The organism is Roseateles sp., assembly GCF_052436255.1.
Lineage (GTDB): Bacteria > Pseudomonadota > Gammaproteobacteria > Burkholderiales > Burkholderiaceae_C > Pelomonas.
This window is the reverse complement of sequence record NZ_JBQVNP010000109.1, coordinates 1-17,203: the sequence shown is the minus strand read 5'-3', so window position 1 is coordinate 17,203 and position 17,203 is coordinate 1. Positions and strand designations below refer to the sequence as shown.

At 69.4% G+C, this 17,203-nt stretch carries 17 protein-coding genes; 6 read left to right on the top strand and 11 right to left on the bottom strand.

What is annotated here, in order from left to right; translation table 11 throughout:
• The coding region (pbpC, locus tag ACT6S0_RS20075) for a penicillin-binding protein 1C (protein ID WP_444765555.1) at positions 1-1,667 on the bottom strand (1,667 nt) is incomplete at its 3' end.
• 149 nt (positions 1,668-1,816) lie between these two features.
• Between pbpC and ACT6S0_RS20070 the strand changes: the two genes are divergently transcribed.
• The 4 genes from ACT6S0_RS20070 (at position 1,817) to ACT6S0_RS20055 (ending at position 4,769) form a co-directional block, all read left to right on the top strand.
• Positions 1,817-3,373, top strand: a complete 1,557-nt coding sequence (locus ACT6S0_RS20070) for a DUF4331 domain-containing protein (protein WP_444765554.1) — start codon at positions 1,817-1,819, stop codon at positions 3,371-3,373.
• A 26-nt stretch (positions 3,374-3,399) separates the two neighbouring features.
• Positions 3,400-3,948 carry a PEP-CTERM sorting domain-containing protein gene (locus ACT6S0_RS20065; protein ID WP_444765553.1) on the top strand — a complete coding sequence of 183 codons (549 nt, stop codon included), beginning with the start codon at positions 3,400-3,402 and terminating at the stop codon, positions 3,946-3,948.
• Between the two features lie 117 nt (positions 3,949-4,065).
• Positions 4,066-4,353, top strand: a complete 288-nt coding sequence (locus ACT6S0_RS20060; RefSeq protein ID WP_444765552.1) for a type II toxin-antitoxin system Phd/YefM family antitoxin — start codon at positions 4,066-4,068, stop codon at positions 4,351-4,353.
• On the top strand, positions 4,350-4,769 hold the full coding sequence (locus ACT6S0_RS20055; RefSeq protein WP_444765551.1) for a type II toxin-antitoxin system VapC family toxin: 420 nt from the start codon (positions 4,350-4,352) through the stop codon (positions 4,767-4,769). Before ACT6S0_RS20060 ends, ACT6S0_RS20055 begins: the two co-directional genes overlap by 4 nt.
• A gap of 27 nt (positions 4,770-4,796) precedes the next feature.
• Here ACT6S0_RS20055 and ACT6S0_RS20050 read toward each other — a convergent pair whose 3' ends face one another.
• The 7 genes from ACT6S0_RS20050 to ACT6S0_RS20020 all read right to left on the bottom strand — a co-directional run bounded on the left by ACT6S0_RS20050 (position 4,797) and on the right by ACT6S0_RS20020 (position 12,906).
• A complete protein-coding gene (locus ACT6S0_RS20050; protein WP_444765550.1) occupies positions 4,797-5,198 on the bottom strand; it encodes a DUF5329 domain-containing protein in 402 nt (133 codons plus the stop codon).
• Complete coding sequence (locus ACT6S0_RS20045; protein WP_444765549.1) at positions 5,195-5,650, bottom strand: GNAT family N-acetyltransferase; 456 nt, start codon at positions 5,648-5,650, stop codon at positions 5,195-5,197. The genes ACT6S0_RS20050 and ACT6S0_RS20045 overlap by 4 nt, the downstream gene beginning before the upstream one ends.
• A 197-nt stretch (positions 5,651-5,847) precedes the next feature.
• Positions 5,848-6,087 carry a DUF5329 family protein gene (locus tag ACT6S0_RS20040; RefSeq protein ID WP_444765548.1) on the bottom strand — a complete coding sequence of 80 codons (240 nt, stop codon included), beginning with the start codon at positions 6,085-6,087 and terminating at the stop codon, positions 5,848-5,850.
• 87 nt (positions 6,088-6,174) lie between these two features.
• Positions 6,175-6,579, bottom strand: coding sequence for a PIN domain-containing protein (locus tag ACT6S0_RS20035; RefSeq protein WP_444765547.1), 405 nt, complete (start codon positions 6,577-6,579; stop codon positions 6,175-6,177).
• 15 nt (positions 6,580-6,594) lie between these two features.
• On the bottom strand, positions 6,595-6,819 hold the full coding sequence (locus ACT6S0_RS20030) for an AbrB/MazE/SpoVT family DNA-binding domain-containing protein (protein ID WP_444765546.1): 225 nt from the start codon (positions 6,817-6,819) through the stop codon (positions 6,595-6,597).
• 148 nt (positions 6,820-6,967) lie between these two features.
• Positions 6,968-7,837 (bottom strand): hypothetical protein, encoded by an 870-nt coding sequence (locus tag ACT6S0_RS20025; RefSeq protein WP_444765545.1) that lies wholly within the window; start codon positions 7,835-7,837, stop codon positions 6,968-6,970.
• Positions 7,834-12,906 (bottom strand): alpha-2-macroglobulin family protein, encoded by a 5,073-nt coding sequence (locus ACT6S0_RS20020; RefSeq protein WP_444765544.1) that lies wholly within the window; start codon positions 12,904-12,906, stop codon positions 7,834-7,836. Before ACT6S0_RS20020 ends, ACT6S0_RS20025 begins: the two co-directional genes overlap by 4 nt.
• A 187-nt stretch (positions 12,907-13,093) precedes the next feature.
• Between ACT6S0_RS20020 and ACT6S0_RS20015 the strand changes: the two genes are divergently transcribed.
• Positions 13,094-14,008: a PEP-CTERM sorting domain-containing protein gene (locus tag ACT6S0_RS20015; protein ID WP_444765543.1), complete on the top strand. Its 915-nt coding sequence runs from the start codon at positions 13,094-13,096 to the stop codon at positions 14,006-14,008.
• Positions 14,009-14,027: 19 nt separating this feature from the next.
• Here ACT6S0_RS20015 and ACT6S0_RS20010 read toward each other — a convergent pair whose 3' ends face one another.
• Genes ACT6S0_RS20010 through ACT6S0_RS20000 form a run of 3 tightly spaced genes read right to left on the bottom strand, consistent with a single transcriptional unit; the run spans position 14,028 to position 16,710 of the window.
• Positions 14,028-14,870 (bottom strand): head GIN domain-containing protein, encoded by an 843-nt coding sequence (locus tag ACT6S0_RS20010; RefSeq protein WP_444765542.1) that lies wholly within the window; start codon positions 14,868-14,870, stop codon positions 14,028-14,030.
• Positions 14,867-15,610, bottom strand: a complete 744-nt coding sequence (locus tag ACT6S0_RS20005; protein WP_444765541.1) for a LytR/AlgR family response regulator transcription factor — start codon at positions 15,608-15,610, stop codon at positions 14,867-14,869. The genes ACT6S0_RS20010 and ACT6S0_RS20005 overlap by 4 nt, the downstream gene beginning before the upstream one ends.
• On the bottom strand, positions 15,607-16,710 hold the full coding sequence (locus tag ACT6S0_RS20000) for a sensor histidine kinase (RefSeq protein WP_444765540.1): 1,104 nt from the start codon (positions 16,708-16,710) through the stop codon (positions 15,607-15,609). The genes ACT6S0_RS20005 and ACT6S0_RS20000 overlap by 4 nt, the downstream gene beginning before the upstream one ends.
• Positions 16,711-16,866: 156 nt before the next feature.
• On the opposite strand from ACT6S0_RS20000, the gene ssb reads away from it, so the two are divergent.
• A partial coding sequence (gene ssb / locus ACT6S0_RS19995) for a single-stranded DNA-binding protein (RefSeq protein ID WP_444765539.1) occupies positions 16,867-17,203 on the top strand: 337 nt, incomplete at its 3' end.

The window sequence follows — 17,203 nt, the reverse complement described above, 5'->3', positions numbered from 1 at the left end:
GCGGCGTTGGCGCCGAAATGGCCGGGGTTGGGCGTGCCGTCGGGCCGGCCGATCCAGACGCCGAAGGTGTAGCGGTCGGTCACGCCCAGCGCCCAGGCGTCGCGGAAGCCGAAGGACGTGCCGGTTTTCCACGCCACGCGCTGCGCGCTTTCGCGAAAGGGGCTGCCCGGCCGGCCGCCGTTCTCCAGGATCTCGCGCACGATGTAGGCGGCGCCCTCGCTCATCAGCCGCGCCTCCTGCGGCGGCGCGTCGCGGGTCAGGCGCGGTCGCCCCGCGACGCCGCCGCGCGCCAGTGCCGTGTAGGCGCCGAGCAGTTCCTCCAGCGACGTGCTGCCGCCACCAAGGACGAGGCTGAGGTTGGGCGCCGCGTTGGCCGGCATGCGCAGCCGCAGGCCGGCATGGCGCAGCCGGCCGGCAAAGCGCTCCGGGCCCAGCCGCTCCAGCAGGTCCACGGCCGGCACGTTCAGCGAACGCTGCAGCGCCTCGGCCACGCCGACCGGGCCGGTGAAGTCGGCCTGGAAGTTGCCCGGCGCATAGCCGCCGAAGTTCTGCGGTGCGTCGATGAGCAGGCTCTCGGAATGGATCAGCCCTTCGTCCAGCGCCATGCCGTACAGGAAGGGCTTGAGCGTCGACCCCGGCGAGCGCTTGGCGCGCACCATGTCCACATGGGCGCCGCGGCGCGCGTCGCTGAAGTCGGCCGAGCCGACATAGCCGCGCACTTCGAGTGACCGGTTGTCCACCACCAGCGCGGCCAGCGAGACGGCGTCGGGCAGGCTGTTGAGCCGGTCGGTCAGCAGCTGTTCCAGGCGCGCCTGCAGGCCGGCGTCCAGCGTCGTCTGGATGACGGCCTGCGCACGACCGCTGCGTCTGGCGTCCTGGCGCAGGCGCTCGGCGGCCAGCGGCGCCAGCCAGCGCGCGCGCAGCGGCGGCGCGAAGACACGCTCCAGCCGGGCATCGGCGACGTCCGCAGCGCTCCACACACCCAGCGCCTGCATGCGCGCCAGCACCTTGTCGCGCGCCTGCTGGGCCGCCTGCACGGCGCGGTCGGGGCGCAGGCGGGTGGGCGACTGCGGCAGCGCGACCAGCAGCGCGGCCTCGGCCCTGGAGAGGTCGGCCGCGCCCTTGCCGAGGTAGGCGCGGCTGGCGGTCTCCACCCCCTGCAGCGGCCCGCCCATGGGCGCGAGGTTGAGGTAGAGCGCCAGGATCTCGCGCTTGCTCAGGTGCAGTTCGAGCTGCAGCGCCCGCGCGATCTGGCGCAGCTTGGCGCGGACGCTTCGGCCCGCGGCCCGCTCGTCGACCAGGCGCGCGACCTGCATGGTCAACGTCGACCCGCCCGACACGATGCGTCCGTGCCGCGCCCACTGCCAGGCCGCGCGCACCAGCGCCGCCGGATTGACGCCGGGGTGCCAGTGGTACCAGCGGTCCTCGTACTGCAGCAGGGCCTGCATATAAAGGGGCGACACGGCCTCGGGCGTTGTCGGGTGGCGCTGCGCACCGTCGGCGCCGGGCCAGCTGCGCAGCGGCGTGCCGTCGGCGGCCAGCACGGTCAGCGTCGGCGAGTCCGCCGTGGGCTCGGGCAGCGGGCAGGCCCGGTCCACGGCCAGTACGGCCGCGAGCAGGCCGGCGAAGGCGAGCTCAACGGGGCGGCGGGACTGGCGCAGCGGCATGCCTATGACGATAGCCGAGCGCTGCAGCCCCCTAGCTTGGCACCCGACCGCCTGCATCCAGGTCGGCTGCGCTGCGTACAGACAAGGCCGCAGCGCTGGTTGTCTCCAGCTGATTGCGGCATCGGCCCAACCAGTCACCAGGAGCTTTCATGAATCGTCCCGCCCGCGCGCCCACTGTCGCGCTCATCACTGCGGCCGTGCTCGCCAGCCTGGCCACCTTGCCGGCCCAGGCCTCCAGCCACCGCGAGGCGCCGTCCATCGCCGGCATGCCCCGCGTCGACGCGACCGACTTCTATCTGTTCAACAGCTACGAGGGTGTGGCGGCGAACGGCAGCGGCGGCAGATCCGGCTATGTGACGCTGATCGCCAACTACCTGCCGCTGCAGGATGCCTACGGCGGCCCCAACTATTTCAAGCTCGACGCGAACGCCATCTACGAGATCCACGTCGACAACAACGGCGACGCGAAGGAAGACCTGACCTTCCAGTTCAAGTTCAGCAACACGCTCAAGAGCATTGCCCTGCCGATCGGCAACCAGATGGTGCCCATCCCGCTGACGCAGGCCGGCGCGGTCAGTTCGCCCAATGCCGCCACGCTCAACGTCAACGAGAAGTTCAGCCTGACCCTCGTGCGCGGCGACCGCCGCAGCGGCACCGCCACGCCGGTGGCCAACCCGGCGGGCGGCACGCAGTTCGACAAGCCGGTGGACAACATCGGCACCAAGACGATCGCCGACTATCCGGCCTATGCGGCCCAGCACATCTACAGCGTCAGCCTGCCCGGCTGCGCGATGCCCGCCAAGGTCTTCGTCGGCCAGCGCCAGGAGGCCTTCGCGGTCAACCTGGGCGCCATCTTCGACCTCGTCAACGCCCCGGTGGCCGTGCTGGTCGACCGCGCCACCATCAACGCCGCGGCGGCCAACTCCATTCAGGACAAGAACGTCACGTCGCTGGCGCTGGAGGTGCACAAGAGCTGCCTGACACAAGGCAGCGAGACCGTCATCGGCGCCTGGACGACCGCCAGCGTGCGCCAGAGCCAGATCCTCAACGCCGCGCCGCCCAGCGGCTACGACACCGCCGCGCGCACCGGCGGCGGCTGGGTGCAGGTCTCGCGCCTGGGCCATCCACTCGTCAATGAGGTCGTCATCGGCCTGCCCGACAAGGACAAGTTCAACGCCTCGGTGCCGTCGGGCGATGCGCAGTTCGCCACCTACGTGACCAATCCCACACTGCCGGCGCTGCTGTCGGCGGTGCTGCCCATCGGCAACGCGGCGCCGACCAACCTGCCGCGCGGCGACCTGGTCACCACCTTCCTGACCGGCATCCCGGGCGTGAACCAGCCGGCCAACGTGGTGGGTTCGGAGATGCTGCGCCTGAACACGGCCATTGCGCCGCGACCCTTCGCGATGCAGAACCGGCTGGGCATCGTCGGCACGCTGCGTGACGGCGACAGCCCGCCCGACCTGGCCGGCTTTCCGAACGGCCGCCGGCCCAAGGACGACGTCGTCGACGTGTCGCTCGCCGCCGTCATGGGCGGCCTGTGCTGGCTGAACAACGGCGGCGCCCTGTTCGGACCGGCCTGCACGCGCGCGGTGGTGCCGCTGGGCGCCACGTCGCTGGAACTGCACGACGCCGTCGACCAGGCCGTCGTACCGCTGCTGCCGGGCTTCCCCTACCTCAACACGCCCAACCCTGGCGCGCGTTGATCACCCCATTTCAGGAGTACCGAGCTATGAAACGACACATCAGCGCCCTGGCCCTCGCGGCCGCGGCCTTGTTCAGCGGCGGAGCGGCCCATGCCGGCCTCGTCACCTTCAACGACCCCGGCGTCATCGCCATCGACGATGCCACCGGCGTGGCCACCTATGTGGAAGCCGGCTTCGTCATCACCGGGCCCGCCACCAGCTTCCTGACCATTGACAACGCGTTGGTCGGCGGCTTTGACACCACGCCCTTCACGCTCAGCGTGCTGGGCGGCGGCGCCTTCACGTTGGCGTCGCTCGACATCGCGGCCTATGACCTGGGCTTCGGCCCCGGCACGCTGGTCGTGGCCGGGCTGATGGGTGGCGTGGAGGTTGCGTCGCGCAGCTTCGACCTCGCCGGCGCGGCGGGCAGCGTGATGTTCGACAGCGCCTGGGCCAACCTGACCTCGGTCAGCTTCTCAGCCACGGGCGGCTTCGCGCTCGACAACATCAGCGCCGTGCCTGAGCCTGGCAGCTTCGCGCTGGCGGGGGCGGGGTTGCTGCTGTTGGCGGCAGCGCGGCGGCGACGCGCTGCCTGACTGAAAGAGGGCGGCTTCGACCGCCCTTCTTCTTTGGGCTGCCCGCGCGCGTCGCGCGGATTGAGCTTTCTGCTTCGGCATGATATTCTGGTCAACCTGACCAGAAAAGAGCAGCTGATGAGCCAAGCCAAACCTGAACGACCGAGCGGCACGAGGCATTGGGTGCTGCAGGACGCCAAGGCCCGCTTCAGTGAGCTGGTCCGCCGTGTCCACAGTGACGGGCCCCAGCACGTCACCGTGCATGGCCGGGATGAGGTGGTGGTCATCACTTTGGAAGACTTTCGCCGCCTGAACGGCGAACGCACCGGGCGCGACCTGATCGACGCCTTGCAGGCGTCGCCGTGGCGCGACATCGAACTCGACGTGACGCGGTCGCCGATGCCGGTGAGGGATGTGGAGCTGTGACGGGCTACCTGCTGGACACCAACGTCATCTCCGAGTTGCGCAAACCCCGCCCTGAGGCGCGTGTGCTGGCGTTCGTCGCCTCGCAAGCGCTGGAGAACCTGTACATCAGTACGGTGACGCTGGCGGAGATCCGCTTCGGCATCGAGCGCGTCCCCGATGCCGGCCGCCGTGCCGAGCTGGGCGCCTGGCTCACGCACAAGGTGAGGCCGATGTTTGAGCACCGTGTGCTGCCGGTGTCAGAAGACGTGATGCTGGTGTGGCGCCTGCTTGTGGACACGGGACGCAAGGCCGGGCACACCTTCTCCCAACCCGACTTGATCATCGCCGCTACTGCGGCACATCACGGGCTCACCGTCGTGACACGGGACGTCTCGGAGTTCGAGCACGCCAAGGTGGCGGTTTTGAATCCGTGGTGAAGGCCATCACTATCGACGAACCACGAGCTACCGGGGCGCAGACGCCGCACGTGCGGCACGCATCTGCAGCAGTTCCGCCGTCAGCCACTTGGCACTCTCCACCGGCACCTTGCCCGCGCAGCGCACAAGGTAGGGCTTGCCGCTCATGCTGCTGGCCGATGCGCCGCGCTCGATGAACTGCTCGGCCGTCTGCACGAGGCCCTTGCCTTCGAGGTAGTCCAGCTTCTTCAGCAGATGCGCCCGGGCTTCGGCGCCGGCATGCCAGCTGCCATTGCGGTTGAACTCGCAGCCCGAGGCCTGCAGGCGCGTCAGCAGCGCGCCGACCTCGGCGCGGGCGGCGGGCGGCAGCGGTGCGGCCGCAGCGACACAGCTCGCGCCCAGAGCCAGCGTCAGTGCCAGCCTGCGGGTCAACGGGAACGGAGCATTCATGCGCTGGCCACCTGGCGGCTGTAGGCGAGAAAGACCTCGTCGCGCGCCCAGCCCAAGGACTCGTAGAGCGACTGGGCGGCGCGGTTGCTGCGGGCTGTGGTCAGGTCCATGCGCGACTTGCCATCGGCCACGGCCCGCGCCTCGGCCGCCAGCAGCAGCAGCCGGCCGACACCGGCCTTGCGCGCGGCCGGCAGCACGAACAGGTCGTAGAGCGTGTAGATGGGCCGGGCCTGCACGGAGCAGAACGTCGGGTAAAGCTGGCAGAAGCCCAGCAGCCCGGCGGCGCCATCGTCGGCAACAAGGATGACCGACTCGCGCTGGACCACCCGTTGCGCGATGAAGCCATGCGCCAGCGGCAGGTCGGGCGCCTGCTCGTAGAACTGCCGGTAGAGGTCGAACAGCGCGGCGACCGCCGGGATATCGGCGGGCACCGCCTGGCGGATGGCGGTCATGCGAGGAACTCGCAAGACGCGCCGTGGTGGGCATCAGTGGCGCCGAGCGGCTGAAGGTAGGTCAACGGGGTGAGAAGCACGGTGCATGGGTCCAGGAATGGTGCTGCCGATTTTGGTCGCTTCGGCTCGGTAGGTTGGGTGAGCCACGCGAACCCCAACGCATGCTTGGCGGTCAGAACCGTTGGGGTTCACTGCGTTCACGCCAACCTAACGCGCTGCGCGAGGCCCTTGCGTTCGAGGTGGTCCAGCTTCTCCAGCAGATGCACCTTGGCTTCGGCGCCGGCATGCCAGCTGCCGTTGCGGTTGAACTCGCAGCCGGACGATTGCAGGCGGGTCAGCAGGGTGTCGACCTCGGCACGGGCGGTGGGGGGCAGCGGGGCCGCCGATGCTGAAGCAACGAGGCCCAGCAGCAGGATCAACGATGTCAGCCGCGTCAATCAATCCTAAAGGCGCAACCACCCGACGCTTGGCCTGGGCACCTGGCAATGGGGCGGCCGGCTGCGGCGGCAGCGACTCTCCCGCTCTCACGCCAACAACTCGCCGCGCGGCAGCTTCGCGGCGCCGGCATCGAAGGTAATGAATCTCGTCCGCCCCATCTGGGCCGCGCGGGCATTGAGCAGGCAATCGGCAAAGTCGGCGCTCGGGTGCTGGGTCCAGATGTAGAGCGCCTCCTCGACGGTGGGCTCATGCTCGAAGGTGACGCCATCACTTTCCAACAACTGAGCAAATGCCGCAGCAATCGCGGCCTTGGCGAGCTTGTAGCGGCTGCGCAGCACCCATTCGGTTTCAAGCAGAGCGCCGAGCACGATCAACAGCGGTTCACCGGCTGCCTCAGCCTTCTCGACAAGACGCTTGGCTGCGTTGAACTGGCCCACGTCGTCGCGCACCAGCAGGCGTACGAGGACGTTGGTGTCGATAGCGATGCTCAAAGGGGTGTCTCCGCGTCAGGCGCGAAAGGGCTTCATCTCGTCCACAGCGACCGTCGGTTGGCCGGGTCGCGTCAGGCTGCCGGCGAGGTCAAGCAGGCTGCGCGTCTTGGCGCGCATGACGACGGTGCCATCGCTGAGCGCGGTGAACACGAGCTTGTCACCTGCCTCCAGGCCCAGGCGCTCGCGGATTTCCTTGGGGATGGTGGTCTGGCCTTTGGCGGTGAGGGTGGCGTCGGCCATGGCGAATCCTTTCGAATCTCTGAATCGTAAGGAATCAGGGCTCCGCACGCAAGCTCGGTAGGTTGGGGTGAGCAACGCGAACCCCAACGCATGCTTGGCGGTCAGAACCGTTGGGGTTCACTGCGTTCACCCCAACCTACCGCGCTTGTCATCGGGAAGCGGGGGGCGCCACATAGATCGGCACCGGATTGCGCGACGCCGGCGGCGAGGCCGTCACTGGACCCAGGTTCAAAGTCTCATCCGCATCCATGAGCCGCCGGCCGGCGCGAGACGGGTAGGCCTTGCAGACCGCTTCGGGCAGGGTCGGGCCCCGGCAGGACCAGGCCTCGCCACCCTCGTCGGTCAGGCCCACCACGTGCACGGGCGTCAAGCGGGACAGCAGCAGCGTGGCCGACTCGTAGCCGGCGCCCAGTTCGCCGCCGGTGCGGCCGGCGTGGGAGGTGAAGAACAGCAGGCGGTGGTTCGGGTACTGCTGCTGCCGCGCGAGCACCGCCTGGGCCATCAGGGCCTGACGGCGCGCCTGGGACCACAGCGCGTACCTGTCCTCCGCGGGGTAGAGCGGCTCCAGCACATCACTCTCGGCGTTGTCCACCATGACCACGCCCACCCGTGCGCCGGCCTGGCGCAGGCGGCGGGCGCTATCCAGCATGTCGAGCATGGCCAGGCTGGTTCGGCCCGAGGGGTCGCGCATGGCCGCCTCGGCCAGGCGTTCCCTGTCTGCGGCGCTGCCCGCTGAGTCGAGAAAGGCATTGAGTGCCGGCTGGGCATCGCGCGAGGCTTCCCAGGCCAGGATGACGGGCTGGCCTGCCCGCGCGAAACCGCAGAGCAAGCCTGACAGCAGCGCCGGCGCCTGCTGGGTGCCATGGGTGCGCTCACCAATGACGACGATGCGTTGAGCGGGCAAGGCAGTGACGTCCAGGCGGGCGTCGGGCTTGCAGTCGATGGCCGCTCGCGCCGTGGTGGCCGCCATGAGCAGGCCGAGGGCGATGGCCCCGCACTTCAGGGGCGAAAAGCTCATCGCTTGTCCACCACCGTGATCTCCCCCTCCGCCTTCCCGATCCCCCTCACCTCCGGCCGATACATGTCCTCCGCAAACGTCGCCGGCACCACGTACCTGCCCGGCGTCACCGCGCGCACCAGATAGAACAGATCCAACGGCTGCCCCAGCTGAGCTGCCGCCACAAACCGGTCATCCCGATACTCCGTATGCACGATGCGCTCGTTCGCATTGGCCTGGGCGATGTTGACCCCGTCCACCGTGAACTCACCGGCCTTCGGTCCCTGGCTCAGGTTCAGGTTCTCGATCTCGAAGCCGGCAGGGATGCGGTCGACGACCAAGCCGTCCTTGATGGATTGCGCGGCCTTCACGCGCAGGCGGACGACGAACATCTCGCCCGTCGTGAACTGCTTCGCCATCACCGGCTTGCCGTCGGTCGTGAACATCGCGCGTTCGACCGAGATGCGGTCGCTTGTCGGCGGCAGCGGCTTGGTCGGGTAGCCCTGGGCCGTCACGTCGAGATAGAGCGGCGCCGCGCCGTCGTTCTTCAGCGCAATGCCCGACTTGAGCTGGGCCAGCGCAAAGCTCTGCTGGCCCACGCCGCTGCCGGTCCAGGCGTCTGCCTTTGCACCCACCGTCAACGCCGCCTTCCAGCCATCGTCCTTGCCCGCGCCATTGGTCGCGGCCTGTACAGCCAGGAACAACGACAGCCGCTCCTGCGTCGAGTAGTAGTTGCGGCGGCCGAAGTCCTCGGACAGGTCGAACAGCAGGTTCTCGCGCTTGTCGTGCGCGACCTGGTGGCGCAGCAGCAGCGCATAGGCCAGCGCCCGGTCGCGCACGCGTGAGCCGTAGTCGCCCAGCCATTGGCTCCAGTAGTTGCTGGGGTCGTCGGGCTGGTAGCCATAGGGCCGCTGCATCGCGTCGTCGAGGGCCGCTTTGGCGCGGTTCTCGTCGCCCATCAGCTTGAGCGCCAGGCTGAGCTGCACCAGCGGCAACGGTGACAGCGCCTGGCCGCGGTATTGGTCGTGCAGCGTGCGCAGCGTCGCCAGCGGCGCCTTCTGCTCGCGGGCCAGGATGTAGCCGGCGTGCGCGGCTTCGGCGAAGCGCTGGTGGGCCAGGCGCAGCGTCTCGGCGTCGCGCCAGTCGGCAATGCGGCCCTTCTCATCGCGCCGGGGCGACTTGGCTGGCGTGGTCTGTTGCGCGGGGCTGCGCTGGAACTGCTCCAGCAGGTTGTCCATGGAGCGCTTGAGCATGGCCTCGGGGACCACGAAGCCGGCATCGCGCGCGTCCTGAAGGAAGCCTGTCACATAGGCGCTCAACCAGCCCTCGTAAGCCCCGCTGGCGGCCCACAGCCCGTAGCCGCCGCGCGGTTGCTGCATGCTGGCGATGCGGGCGAAGGCGCCGTCCAGCCGCTTGGCGCGCTCCTCACGCGGCACGGGCGTCAGGCCCCAGCGTCTGGCGGCCTCGTCGTCGATGAAAAGCAGCGGGTAGGCGCTGGACGTCGTCTGCTCCAGGCAGCCGTAGGGATAGGTCAGCAGGCCGCGCACCTGATCCTTGATATCGATGGGCGGCGTGTTGGACAGGCTCAGGGCCACGCTGGCCGAGCCGGCCCAGAAGGCGTCGAGCAGCGCCCTGTCCAGCGCCTGCGTCGCACCCGGCTCCAGGCGGATGCGGCGGCTCTCGCGCACCAGCGGCGTCGCGGGCTGGACCTGCAGTGCGGCCTCGCGCCTCAGGCTCAGCGGCCCCGCGCTCACCTTCACTTCAATCGGCGCCAGTCCATACGCATCCAGCGCCTCGGCCTGGAAGCGCAGGACCTGGCGCTGCTTGTCGGCCAGCTTGATGGGCTCGGCGCTGCCGGTGATGCGCACGGGCCCTGTCGACGTGAGCGACACCTGGACGTCCTGCGGCGCACCGCTGAGGTTGGTCACGTCCAGCGCAATGGTCGCCTTGTCGCCGGGCGACACGAAGCGCGGCATGTTCAGCTCGGCCACCAGCGGCGCTGCGACGACCACCTCAGCCTGCGCAGAGCCGTAGCTGTCGGCGCTGCTCACCACGGCCATCACCCGCAGCGTTCCGTTGAAATCCGGCAGCTTAAGCTGGATCGTCGCCTCGCCCTTGGCGTCCAGCTGCACGGGGCCGCTGAACAGGTCCACCAGCAACACCTTGCGCGGCATGCTCTGCGTGTCGCGCTTGCCGGCGTCGCCGCCAAAGCGCTGCTTGGCGGGGTTGCCTTCCATCTTCTCGATCAGGCGGCCATACAGGTCCAGCATGTCGGCACCGTAGCGGTGCTTGCCGAAGAAGAAGTCCTGCGGGTCGGGCGTCTTGTAGTTGGTGATGTTGAGGATGCCGACGTCCACCGCACTCACGGTGACGATGGCCGCCTTGCCGGCCAATGCCGGCACCTTGACGCTGACAGGCAGCGGCACGGACGGCTGCGTCTTGGCCGGCACCGCAAGCGCCACCTTGGGCTTGCGGTCCTCGCGCGTCAGCGGCAGGTGCACCAGGCCCAGCGCGCGAGCGGGCGTCACGCGGTCGCCCTCGCTGCCAGGGCGGAAGGCGGCCACCGTGATGTAGAGGTCATGCCGCGCCCAGCCCGCATCGACCGGGATCTCGATGTCCGTGCCGCCGGTCTTCACGCCGATGCGCTTGGTCCACAGCACGCGGTCGCCCTCGACGGTGACGATGGCCTCGCCGTCATGCGGCGGCTTGATGGCCAGCTTGGCCACATCGCCCGGCTTGAAGGGCGCGCCCTTGAGCTGCAGCTGCACGCGGTCGGGCCGGTTGCCGATGTCGTCGGCGTCCTGCGCGCCATAGCCGGCGTAGAAGCCGTAGCGCAACGCCAGCCCGGTGTCGGGGTCGCTCACCTCCAGGCGGTAGCGGCCCCAGCGCACGGGCAGCGCGACCTTGGTGCGCTGGATCAGCGCCAGCGTGCGCGCCTCCACCAGTTCTTCCGTCACGTTGAACCCCGAATGCCAGCCGCGCCCATCGTCATAACGCCAATACCACTGGCGTTCCTCGTAGATCAACTTGAGCTGCACCTGTTGGGCCGGCTTGAAGCCGCCGGCCGCATCCACGCGCACCAGCTCGAACTCCGCCAGGCCGTTCTCGGGTGACACGTTGCGGTCGAACAGCGGCCGTGCACCGATGAGCACCGGCGCCGGCCACCAGGTGCGCTCCAGCGTGCGCACGACCGGCCGGCCGCCCGACTCCAGCAGGCTGAAGGCCGCGCGCAGGCGCATCGGCGACTTGCGCTCGCCGAAGGCTGTCGCCACGTCCACGCTGGCCTTGCCGTCGGCGTCGAGTTCCTGCTCTTCCAGGTCCTGCCGGTTGCGCGCCTTGTCGTCGGCCAGGTCGCCGAAGACGAAGCCGGGCAGCTTGGCCGGCAGCGGCATCACCAGGCGCTCGGTGTAGGCGCTGCCCTGCAGGCGGTTGCCCGCGGCGGGGGCGCCGTACAGGTAGTCGCCCTGCACATCCACCGTCACGCCCCCGCTGCCGCTCAGCGTCGCCTCGGGCGCGGTCAGCGTGAGCTTCATGCGCTCGGGCAGGAACTCCTCGACCTTGAAGGCCCATTGCGCATCCGGCGTCTTGGCGCCAGGGTCGATGCGGGCCTGCACGGTCCAGCCGCCAGTGGGCGCGTCGGCAGGCAGCGTGATGCTCTGTGGGTAGTAGCCCCCACCGCTCTTGCCCGGTTGGACGAGTTGCTCGACGAGCTTGCTGCCATCGGGCTTCTTCACCGTCAACGTGACGGGCAGCGGCTTCGGGAAAGGCTTGCCATCGGCATCGCGCGCCAGCACCGACAGCTGGAAGCTCTCGCCCGGCCGGTACAGGTCGCGGCCCGCGTAGACGAACAGCTTGTTGCTGCGCGCCGGGTGGCCGGTGGCCTCCAACTCGCTGCGGTCCAGCGCCGCGTCGCGCAGCGACAGCACCGACATCTCCTTGTCGCCCCGCCGCGCCAGCACCGCGCGTGCCTGGTCCGTCTTGCCGGTGAACACCGCATGGCCGTCGCCATCCGTCTGCACCTGCGCAATGGCCTTGCCGTTCTCGTCGACGAGGCTCATCTCCACGCCCGACAGCGCGCCGCCGCTCTTCAGCGAGGTGGCGAATACGTCGATCTGGGCCGCATGCCGGCGCAGGTGCAGACCGATGTCGGTGACGTAGTAGTGCGTCACCTGGTAGTCCCAGCCGAAGCGGCCCGGCTGGTTCATGACGACCACGTAGATCCCCGGTTCCTGCAGCTCCTTGATGCCCTCCACGGGCAGAAAACTGACGTTGCGCCGGTTGGGCCGCGCGTCGGTCGTGAAGCGGCCGAGGTAGACGCTGTCGCTCATCGCGCGCAGCTCATCCAGCGCCCAGCCACCGACGGTGCCCTTGAGCCGCCGCTGGTTGTCACCGTAGCCGTCGTAGTAGGCGCCCTCGCCGTCTTCTTCACCGGTGTCGACGTTGCCGCGCTCGCGCCGGCCGCCCACCTGCTCCAGGAAGGCCGGCAGCGAGGCCGGCTTGATGCGCAGGAACTGCACATCCACTTCCGGCGTATTGATGGTCACCACCGGCAACCCGCCGTTCTGGCCGGCCGGCAGCACCAGGCCGCGGCTGGCGAAGTAGTAGCTGTCGGGCATGGCCTCGCTCACTGCGTCGCAGGCCTGCGCGGTCGCCAGCTTGGCGCCACCGCGCGCGGCCAGCTCGGCGTTGAAGCTGAACTTGAAGCTACGACCCGGCGTGACGAAGGGCAGGTAGAGCACGCGCGGGTTGTCGCCCAGCACCCAGCGGGCGGGCAGGGGCTTGAAGCTGGCTGCTGGCGGCAGCGTCTTCTTGTCGCCTTCCACCATGGGCGCGGCGCCTTCCTGCGCGGTGACGAGGGCGCCGAAGTCCTGCCTGGGCGCCAGCGGCTGCGTGAAGCTCAGCGCGATGGCCGGCGAGCCGTCGAACAGGCGCGCCTTGCAGTCCAACAGCGCGAAGGCCGCCTGCTCGCCGCCGATCTCGGCGCTGCTCGGCAGGCTGGGCTCCGACTGCTTCTGCCAGGCCCACCAACCCGCGCCCGCCAGGACGCCCACGCCGACCAGGGCCATGACGGCCTTCTTCCACGCGACCATGATGGTCCTCCCTGCAATGTGGCCGGGAGTTTAGGGACAGCCCAGCGCGGCGCTGGGCACGGCGTTTCATCATCAACACGTAGCCGGACGTCCTAGGGGGAGCCGGCCCGCATCGATTGACCCTCTTGCCGCAGCGGCGTAGAACGCCCTGAGCCCGGCGTTCGCCGGGCCGTCAAGGAGTGGCTCCATGAACTTCCGTCATCTCCTGGTGGGCCTCACCGCCCTCGGCTGCGCCTTCGCGGCCACCGCGGCATCGACGATCGCCAGGACGTCGGCCAGCGCCCTGGGCAAGTCGACCGATCCGCCGTTTGTCGACGTCGACAGCGGCGCGTTCAGCTCCTCGTCAGCCGCCGCCGGCAACGGCGCCGGCGCCACGGCCGACGCCTCGGTGCAGCTGGGCGTCATCAAGCTCTATGCCTCCAGCTTCGGCTCGGCGGGCAACAGCATCGGCGACTCGCATGCCGATGCCGCCTACTCGGAAGACATCACCATCAGCTCCGCCGGCTTCAACGGCATGCAGGCCAAGGTCACGATGGGCGTGACGCTGCAAGGCCTGATCGACCCGACCGGCGGCGGCTACGGCTCGGTGGACTTCTTCTTCGGCGTGGGCAGCAACATCAATTCCTTCCTGGGAACCTGGACAGCGAAATCCAACCCGAACTTTCCCGGCGGCTTCCCGGTGGCCAACGTCAGCGCCGTCGCCGGCGGGCCGCTGTACTACTCGGGCATCCACGAGATCACGACCACCGTCACGCTGGGTTCGGCCTTCACGCTCATCGAGCGCCTCACGCTGCACACCCGCAAGGTCGACTGCGGCGGCACGGACCTGCAGTGCAGCTTCAGCGCCGCCGGCTCGGCGACCGCGGATTTCGGTCACTCCTCGTACTGGAACGGCGTCTCCGCCATCTCGGTGCTCGACCCCAACAGCGGCCTGTACGTGCCGGCAGACCTGACGCTGTTCACGATCGTGTCGCCCACGGGGCTGAACTGGGCCGAGTCCTTCGCCCCGGTGCCGGAGCCGTCTGCGCTGTGGCTGATGTCCCTGGGCGGGCTGCTTGCCGCCTGGCGATGCCATTCTTCGGGCCGCTCAAGCCCGCCGTAGGCACGATCCGGGGTGGCGCCTAGGGCCGCCGCTCACCGCGCGCGCTGATCGAGCCCATGCCCGACACCGAGCGCTGCACGTTGGGGCTGCCGTAGTAGTCCACCGAGCCGACGCCGGAGATGTTGGCGGTGAGTTCGTCCGTCACCCACAGCAGCACATTGCCGATGCCGCTGACGCTGACGCGGGCGCGCTGCGCCTGCAAATGTTCAGCCGCCACCTTGCCCTTGCCGGAGATGCGCAGCGTCATGTCTTTCACCCGGCCACCGATCTGGCCGTCGCCCGCGCCCGAGATGGCGAAGTTGAGCTGTCGCGCCTGCAGCTGGTCCAGCCGCGCGCTGCCGGCGCCGCTGATGTCCAGCCGGAACACGCCGAGCTGCAGCGGCCCCGGCGCATGCACATTGCTGGCGCCCGAGATGGTCAGCTGGCTGAGGTCGCGCATCTCCACCTGCACGAACAGCTTGTTGCTGTTGTGCCAGAACTTCCAGCCACCGGCCGGGCGGATGACGAGCTGGCTGCCGCGCAGCACCACCTCCACGCTCTTCTGCACCTCCTCGTCGCCGGCGATGAAGCACTGGTCGCGCTCGCCCTGCACCAGGACGTCACGCGCCGCGCCGCCAAGCTCCAGCCTGTCGAAGGGGCCGGGCGCATAGATGCGGCCAGGCTCGGCGGGCAGGGCCGGGGGCGCTGGCAGCGCGGGCAGGGCCGGCGCCGGCGGCAAGGCGGGCATCGGCACCGTGTGCGGCGCCGGGTGCGGCAGAGGCTGGGCCGGCGAGTGCGGCTGGGGCTGGGGCTGGGGCTGGGCCTGGGCCAGGCCCGCTGCCACCAGCAGCCAGGTCAGGACATGGGCGCTGATGCGCTTCACAGCGACTGCTCCCTGAGCATCTTCGACACCTCGCGGTTGGCCGTGATGCGCGTGCCGTCGCGCAATTGCACGACGAGCTGCGAGTTCTCGTCCGGCGTCAGGCTGTCGACGAAATCCAGGTTGACGATGCAGCCGCGCTGCACGCGCAGGAAGCGGGTCGGATCCAGCCGCGTCTCGAAATCGGCAATCGGCAGGCGCACCAGGAAGCTGCGGCCCTTGGCGGTGATGGCGGTGTACTTGTTGTCCGAGCGCAGGCACTCGATGTCGCTGACCTGCAGCGGAAAGATCTTGCCCTGGTCGCGCACCAGCAGCCGCGTCAGCGGCGCGTCGTGCGCACTGCCCAAAGCCTGTGCCACTTCTGCCGTGCTGGGTGCCGCATCGCGCAGCGCATGCTGCACGGCCTCGTCGAAGCGCTCGCGCGAGAAGGGCTTGAGCAGGTAGTCCACCGCGTGCAGCTCGAAGGCGGTTAGCGCATGCTGGTCGTACGCCGTCGTGAAGATGATGCGCGGCTGGTGCGCATCGCCCTGCAACGCCTGCACCACCTGCAAACCCGTCAGGCCGGGCATCTGGATGTCGGTCAGCACCAGCCCGGGCTTGAGCGCGCGGATCTTGGCCAGCGCGTCGTCGCCGTCTTCGCAAACGGCGACCAGCTGCAGGCCCGGCGTGGCCTTGACCCAGTCGGCCAGCGCCTCGGCGGCCAGGGGTTCGTCTTCGGCGATGAGAACGGTGGTCGTGTTCATGTCTGTGGAATGAAGAGGTCGACACGGAAGCCCGCGCCGGGGGCGGTGTGAATGCGCAGGCGCGCCTGGCCGTTGTAGTCCAGCGCAAAGCGCTTCTTCAGCGCTGCCAGGCCAACGCCGCGGCGCTGGCCTGGCTTGGGCTCCAGCGCCTCGGGCTCGCAACCCGGGCCGTCGTCGGCCACGGCCAGGTCCAGGCCCTGGTTGAGCGCATTGCGGCGCGCGCTGATGGTCACGCGGCCGCCGCCCTTGCGGTTGGCCACGGCATGCAGGATGGAGTTCTCCACCAGCGGCTGCAATGTCAGCGGCGGCAGCTCGTCGGCCAGCACGCGTTCCTCCAGCTCCCAGTCCACGCGCAGGCGGGCGCCCAGGCGCAGAGCTTCGAGCGCGAGGTAGTCGCGCAGGAAGTCGATCTCGTCGGACAGCATCACCCGGTCCTCGGCGCCCCTTTTGGTGTCGAGTACATAGCGCAACATGGACGCGAACTTCAGCAGCGCGGCCTCCGCGGCGGCGGGGTCCTTGCGGGTCAGCGCGATCAGCGAGTTCAGCGTGTTGAACAGGAAATGCGGGTTCAGCTTGCCGCTGATGGCCGACAGCTCGGCCTTGGCCAGCGCGCTCTCCGCCTGCGCCGTGGCCACCGCCGCCGAGCGCGCCGCGCGCGCCTGCAGCACGGCCGTGAAGGCCGTGGCGATGGTGGCGTACACCACCACGCCCCACACCGAGCGCCACAGCAACCCGGCCAGCAGCACGGCGCTGGCGTGGTCGGCGCCGAACAGCACGGCATTGACGGCGAACTCACCCGCCTGCCATAGCGCCGCGAACGACAGCGCCGCAATCCAATGCGCCAGCGCGGCGGCGGCCGGGCCGGCATCGCTGCCGTGCAACAGGCGCGCCACCGGCCACACCGCGATGCCGAGCAGCATCGGCGCCCACAGCATGGTGGTGGCCTGGTAGACCGCCAGCCAGAACGGGTCCAGCCCGCGGTCAAACTCGCTGCCCGCCAGCACGAACAGGCACCAGGCCAGCGCGCAACCACCAGCATAGGCCAACCACATCCGCGCATTCCGGTGGCGGTTGCCTTGGGGCTGGCTGGGCAGGTTCATGACTTCATCTTAGGGACGCCCGCCGGGCGCCCGGCGGGCGGGGAGACGAAGTGCGGGCCCCGGGGTGCGGGATGCGGTCTCCGGGGTGTTGCTGACGAAGCGCGACAGGCCCCTCGGCATAATTCGCCCCTTCCCCATCGAATTCAGGCGAGCGTCATGGCCAGCGTCAACAAAGTCATCCTCATCGGCAACGTCGGCAAAGACCCCGAGGTCCGCTACAACCCCAGCGGCGGCGCCTGGGTCACCCTCAGCCTGGCGACGACCCGCAACTGGAAGAACCGCGAGACCGGCGAGCGCCAGGAAGAGACCGAATGGCACCGCGTCGTCTTCAACGACCGCCTGGCCGAGATCGTCGGCGAATACGTCAAGAAGGGCCGTCCGCTCTATGTGGAAGGGCGTCTGAAGACCCGCAAGTGGCAGGACAAGGAAGGCAAGGACGTCTACACGACCGAGATCATTGCCCAGGAGATGCAGCTGCTCGGCGGCCGTGACG

Coding starts and splice junctions, on each gene's coding strand:
- ACT6S0_RS20060 (WP_444765552.1), top strand. CDS start 4,066: ATGAGCCAAGCCAAACCTGAACGACCGAGCGGCACGAGGCATTGGGTG.
- ACT6S0_RS20005 (WP_444765541.1), bottom strand. CDS start 15,610: ATGAACACGACCACCGTTCTCATCGCCGAAGACGAACCCCTGGCCGCC.
- ACT6S0_RS20025 (WP_444765545.1), bottom strand. CDS start 7,837: ATGAGCTTTTCGCCCCTGAAGTGCGGGGCCATCGCCCTCGGCCTGCTC.
- ACT6S0_RS20000 (WP_444765540.1), bottom strand. CDS start 16,710: ATGAACCTGCCCAGCCAGCCCCAAGGCAACCGCCACCGGAATGCGCGG.
- ACT6S0_RS20015 (WP_444765543.1), top strand. CDS start 13,094: ATGAACTTCCGTCATCTCCTGGTGGGCCTCACCGCCCTCGGCTGCGCC.
- ACT6S0_RS20050 (WP_444765550.1), bottom strand. CDS start 5,198: ATGAATGCTCCGTTCCCGTTGACCCGCAGGCTGGCACTGACGCTGGCT.
- ACT6S0_RS20065 (WP_444765553.1), top strand. CDS start 3,400: ATGAAACGACACATCAGCGCCCTGGCCCTCGCGGCCGCGGCCTTGTTC.
- ACT6S0_RS20045 (WP_444765549.1), bottom strand. CDS start 5,650: ATGACCGCCATCCGCCAGGCGGTGCCCGCCGATATCCCGGCGGTCGCC.
- ACT6S0_RS20020 (WP_444765544.1), bottom strand. CDS start 12,906: ATGGTCGCGTGGAAGAAGGCCGTCATGGCCCTGGTCGGCGTGGGCGTC.
- ACT6S0_RS20030 (WP_444765546.1), bottom strand. CDS start 6,819: ATGGCCGACGCCACCCTCACCGCCAAAGGCCAGACCACCATCCCCAAG.
- ACT6S0_RS20070 (WP_444765554.1), top strand. CDS start 1,817: ATGAATCGTCCCGCCCGCGCGCCCACTGTCGCGCTCATCACTGCGGCC.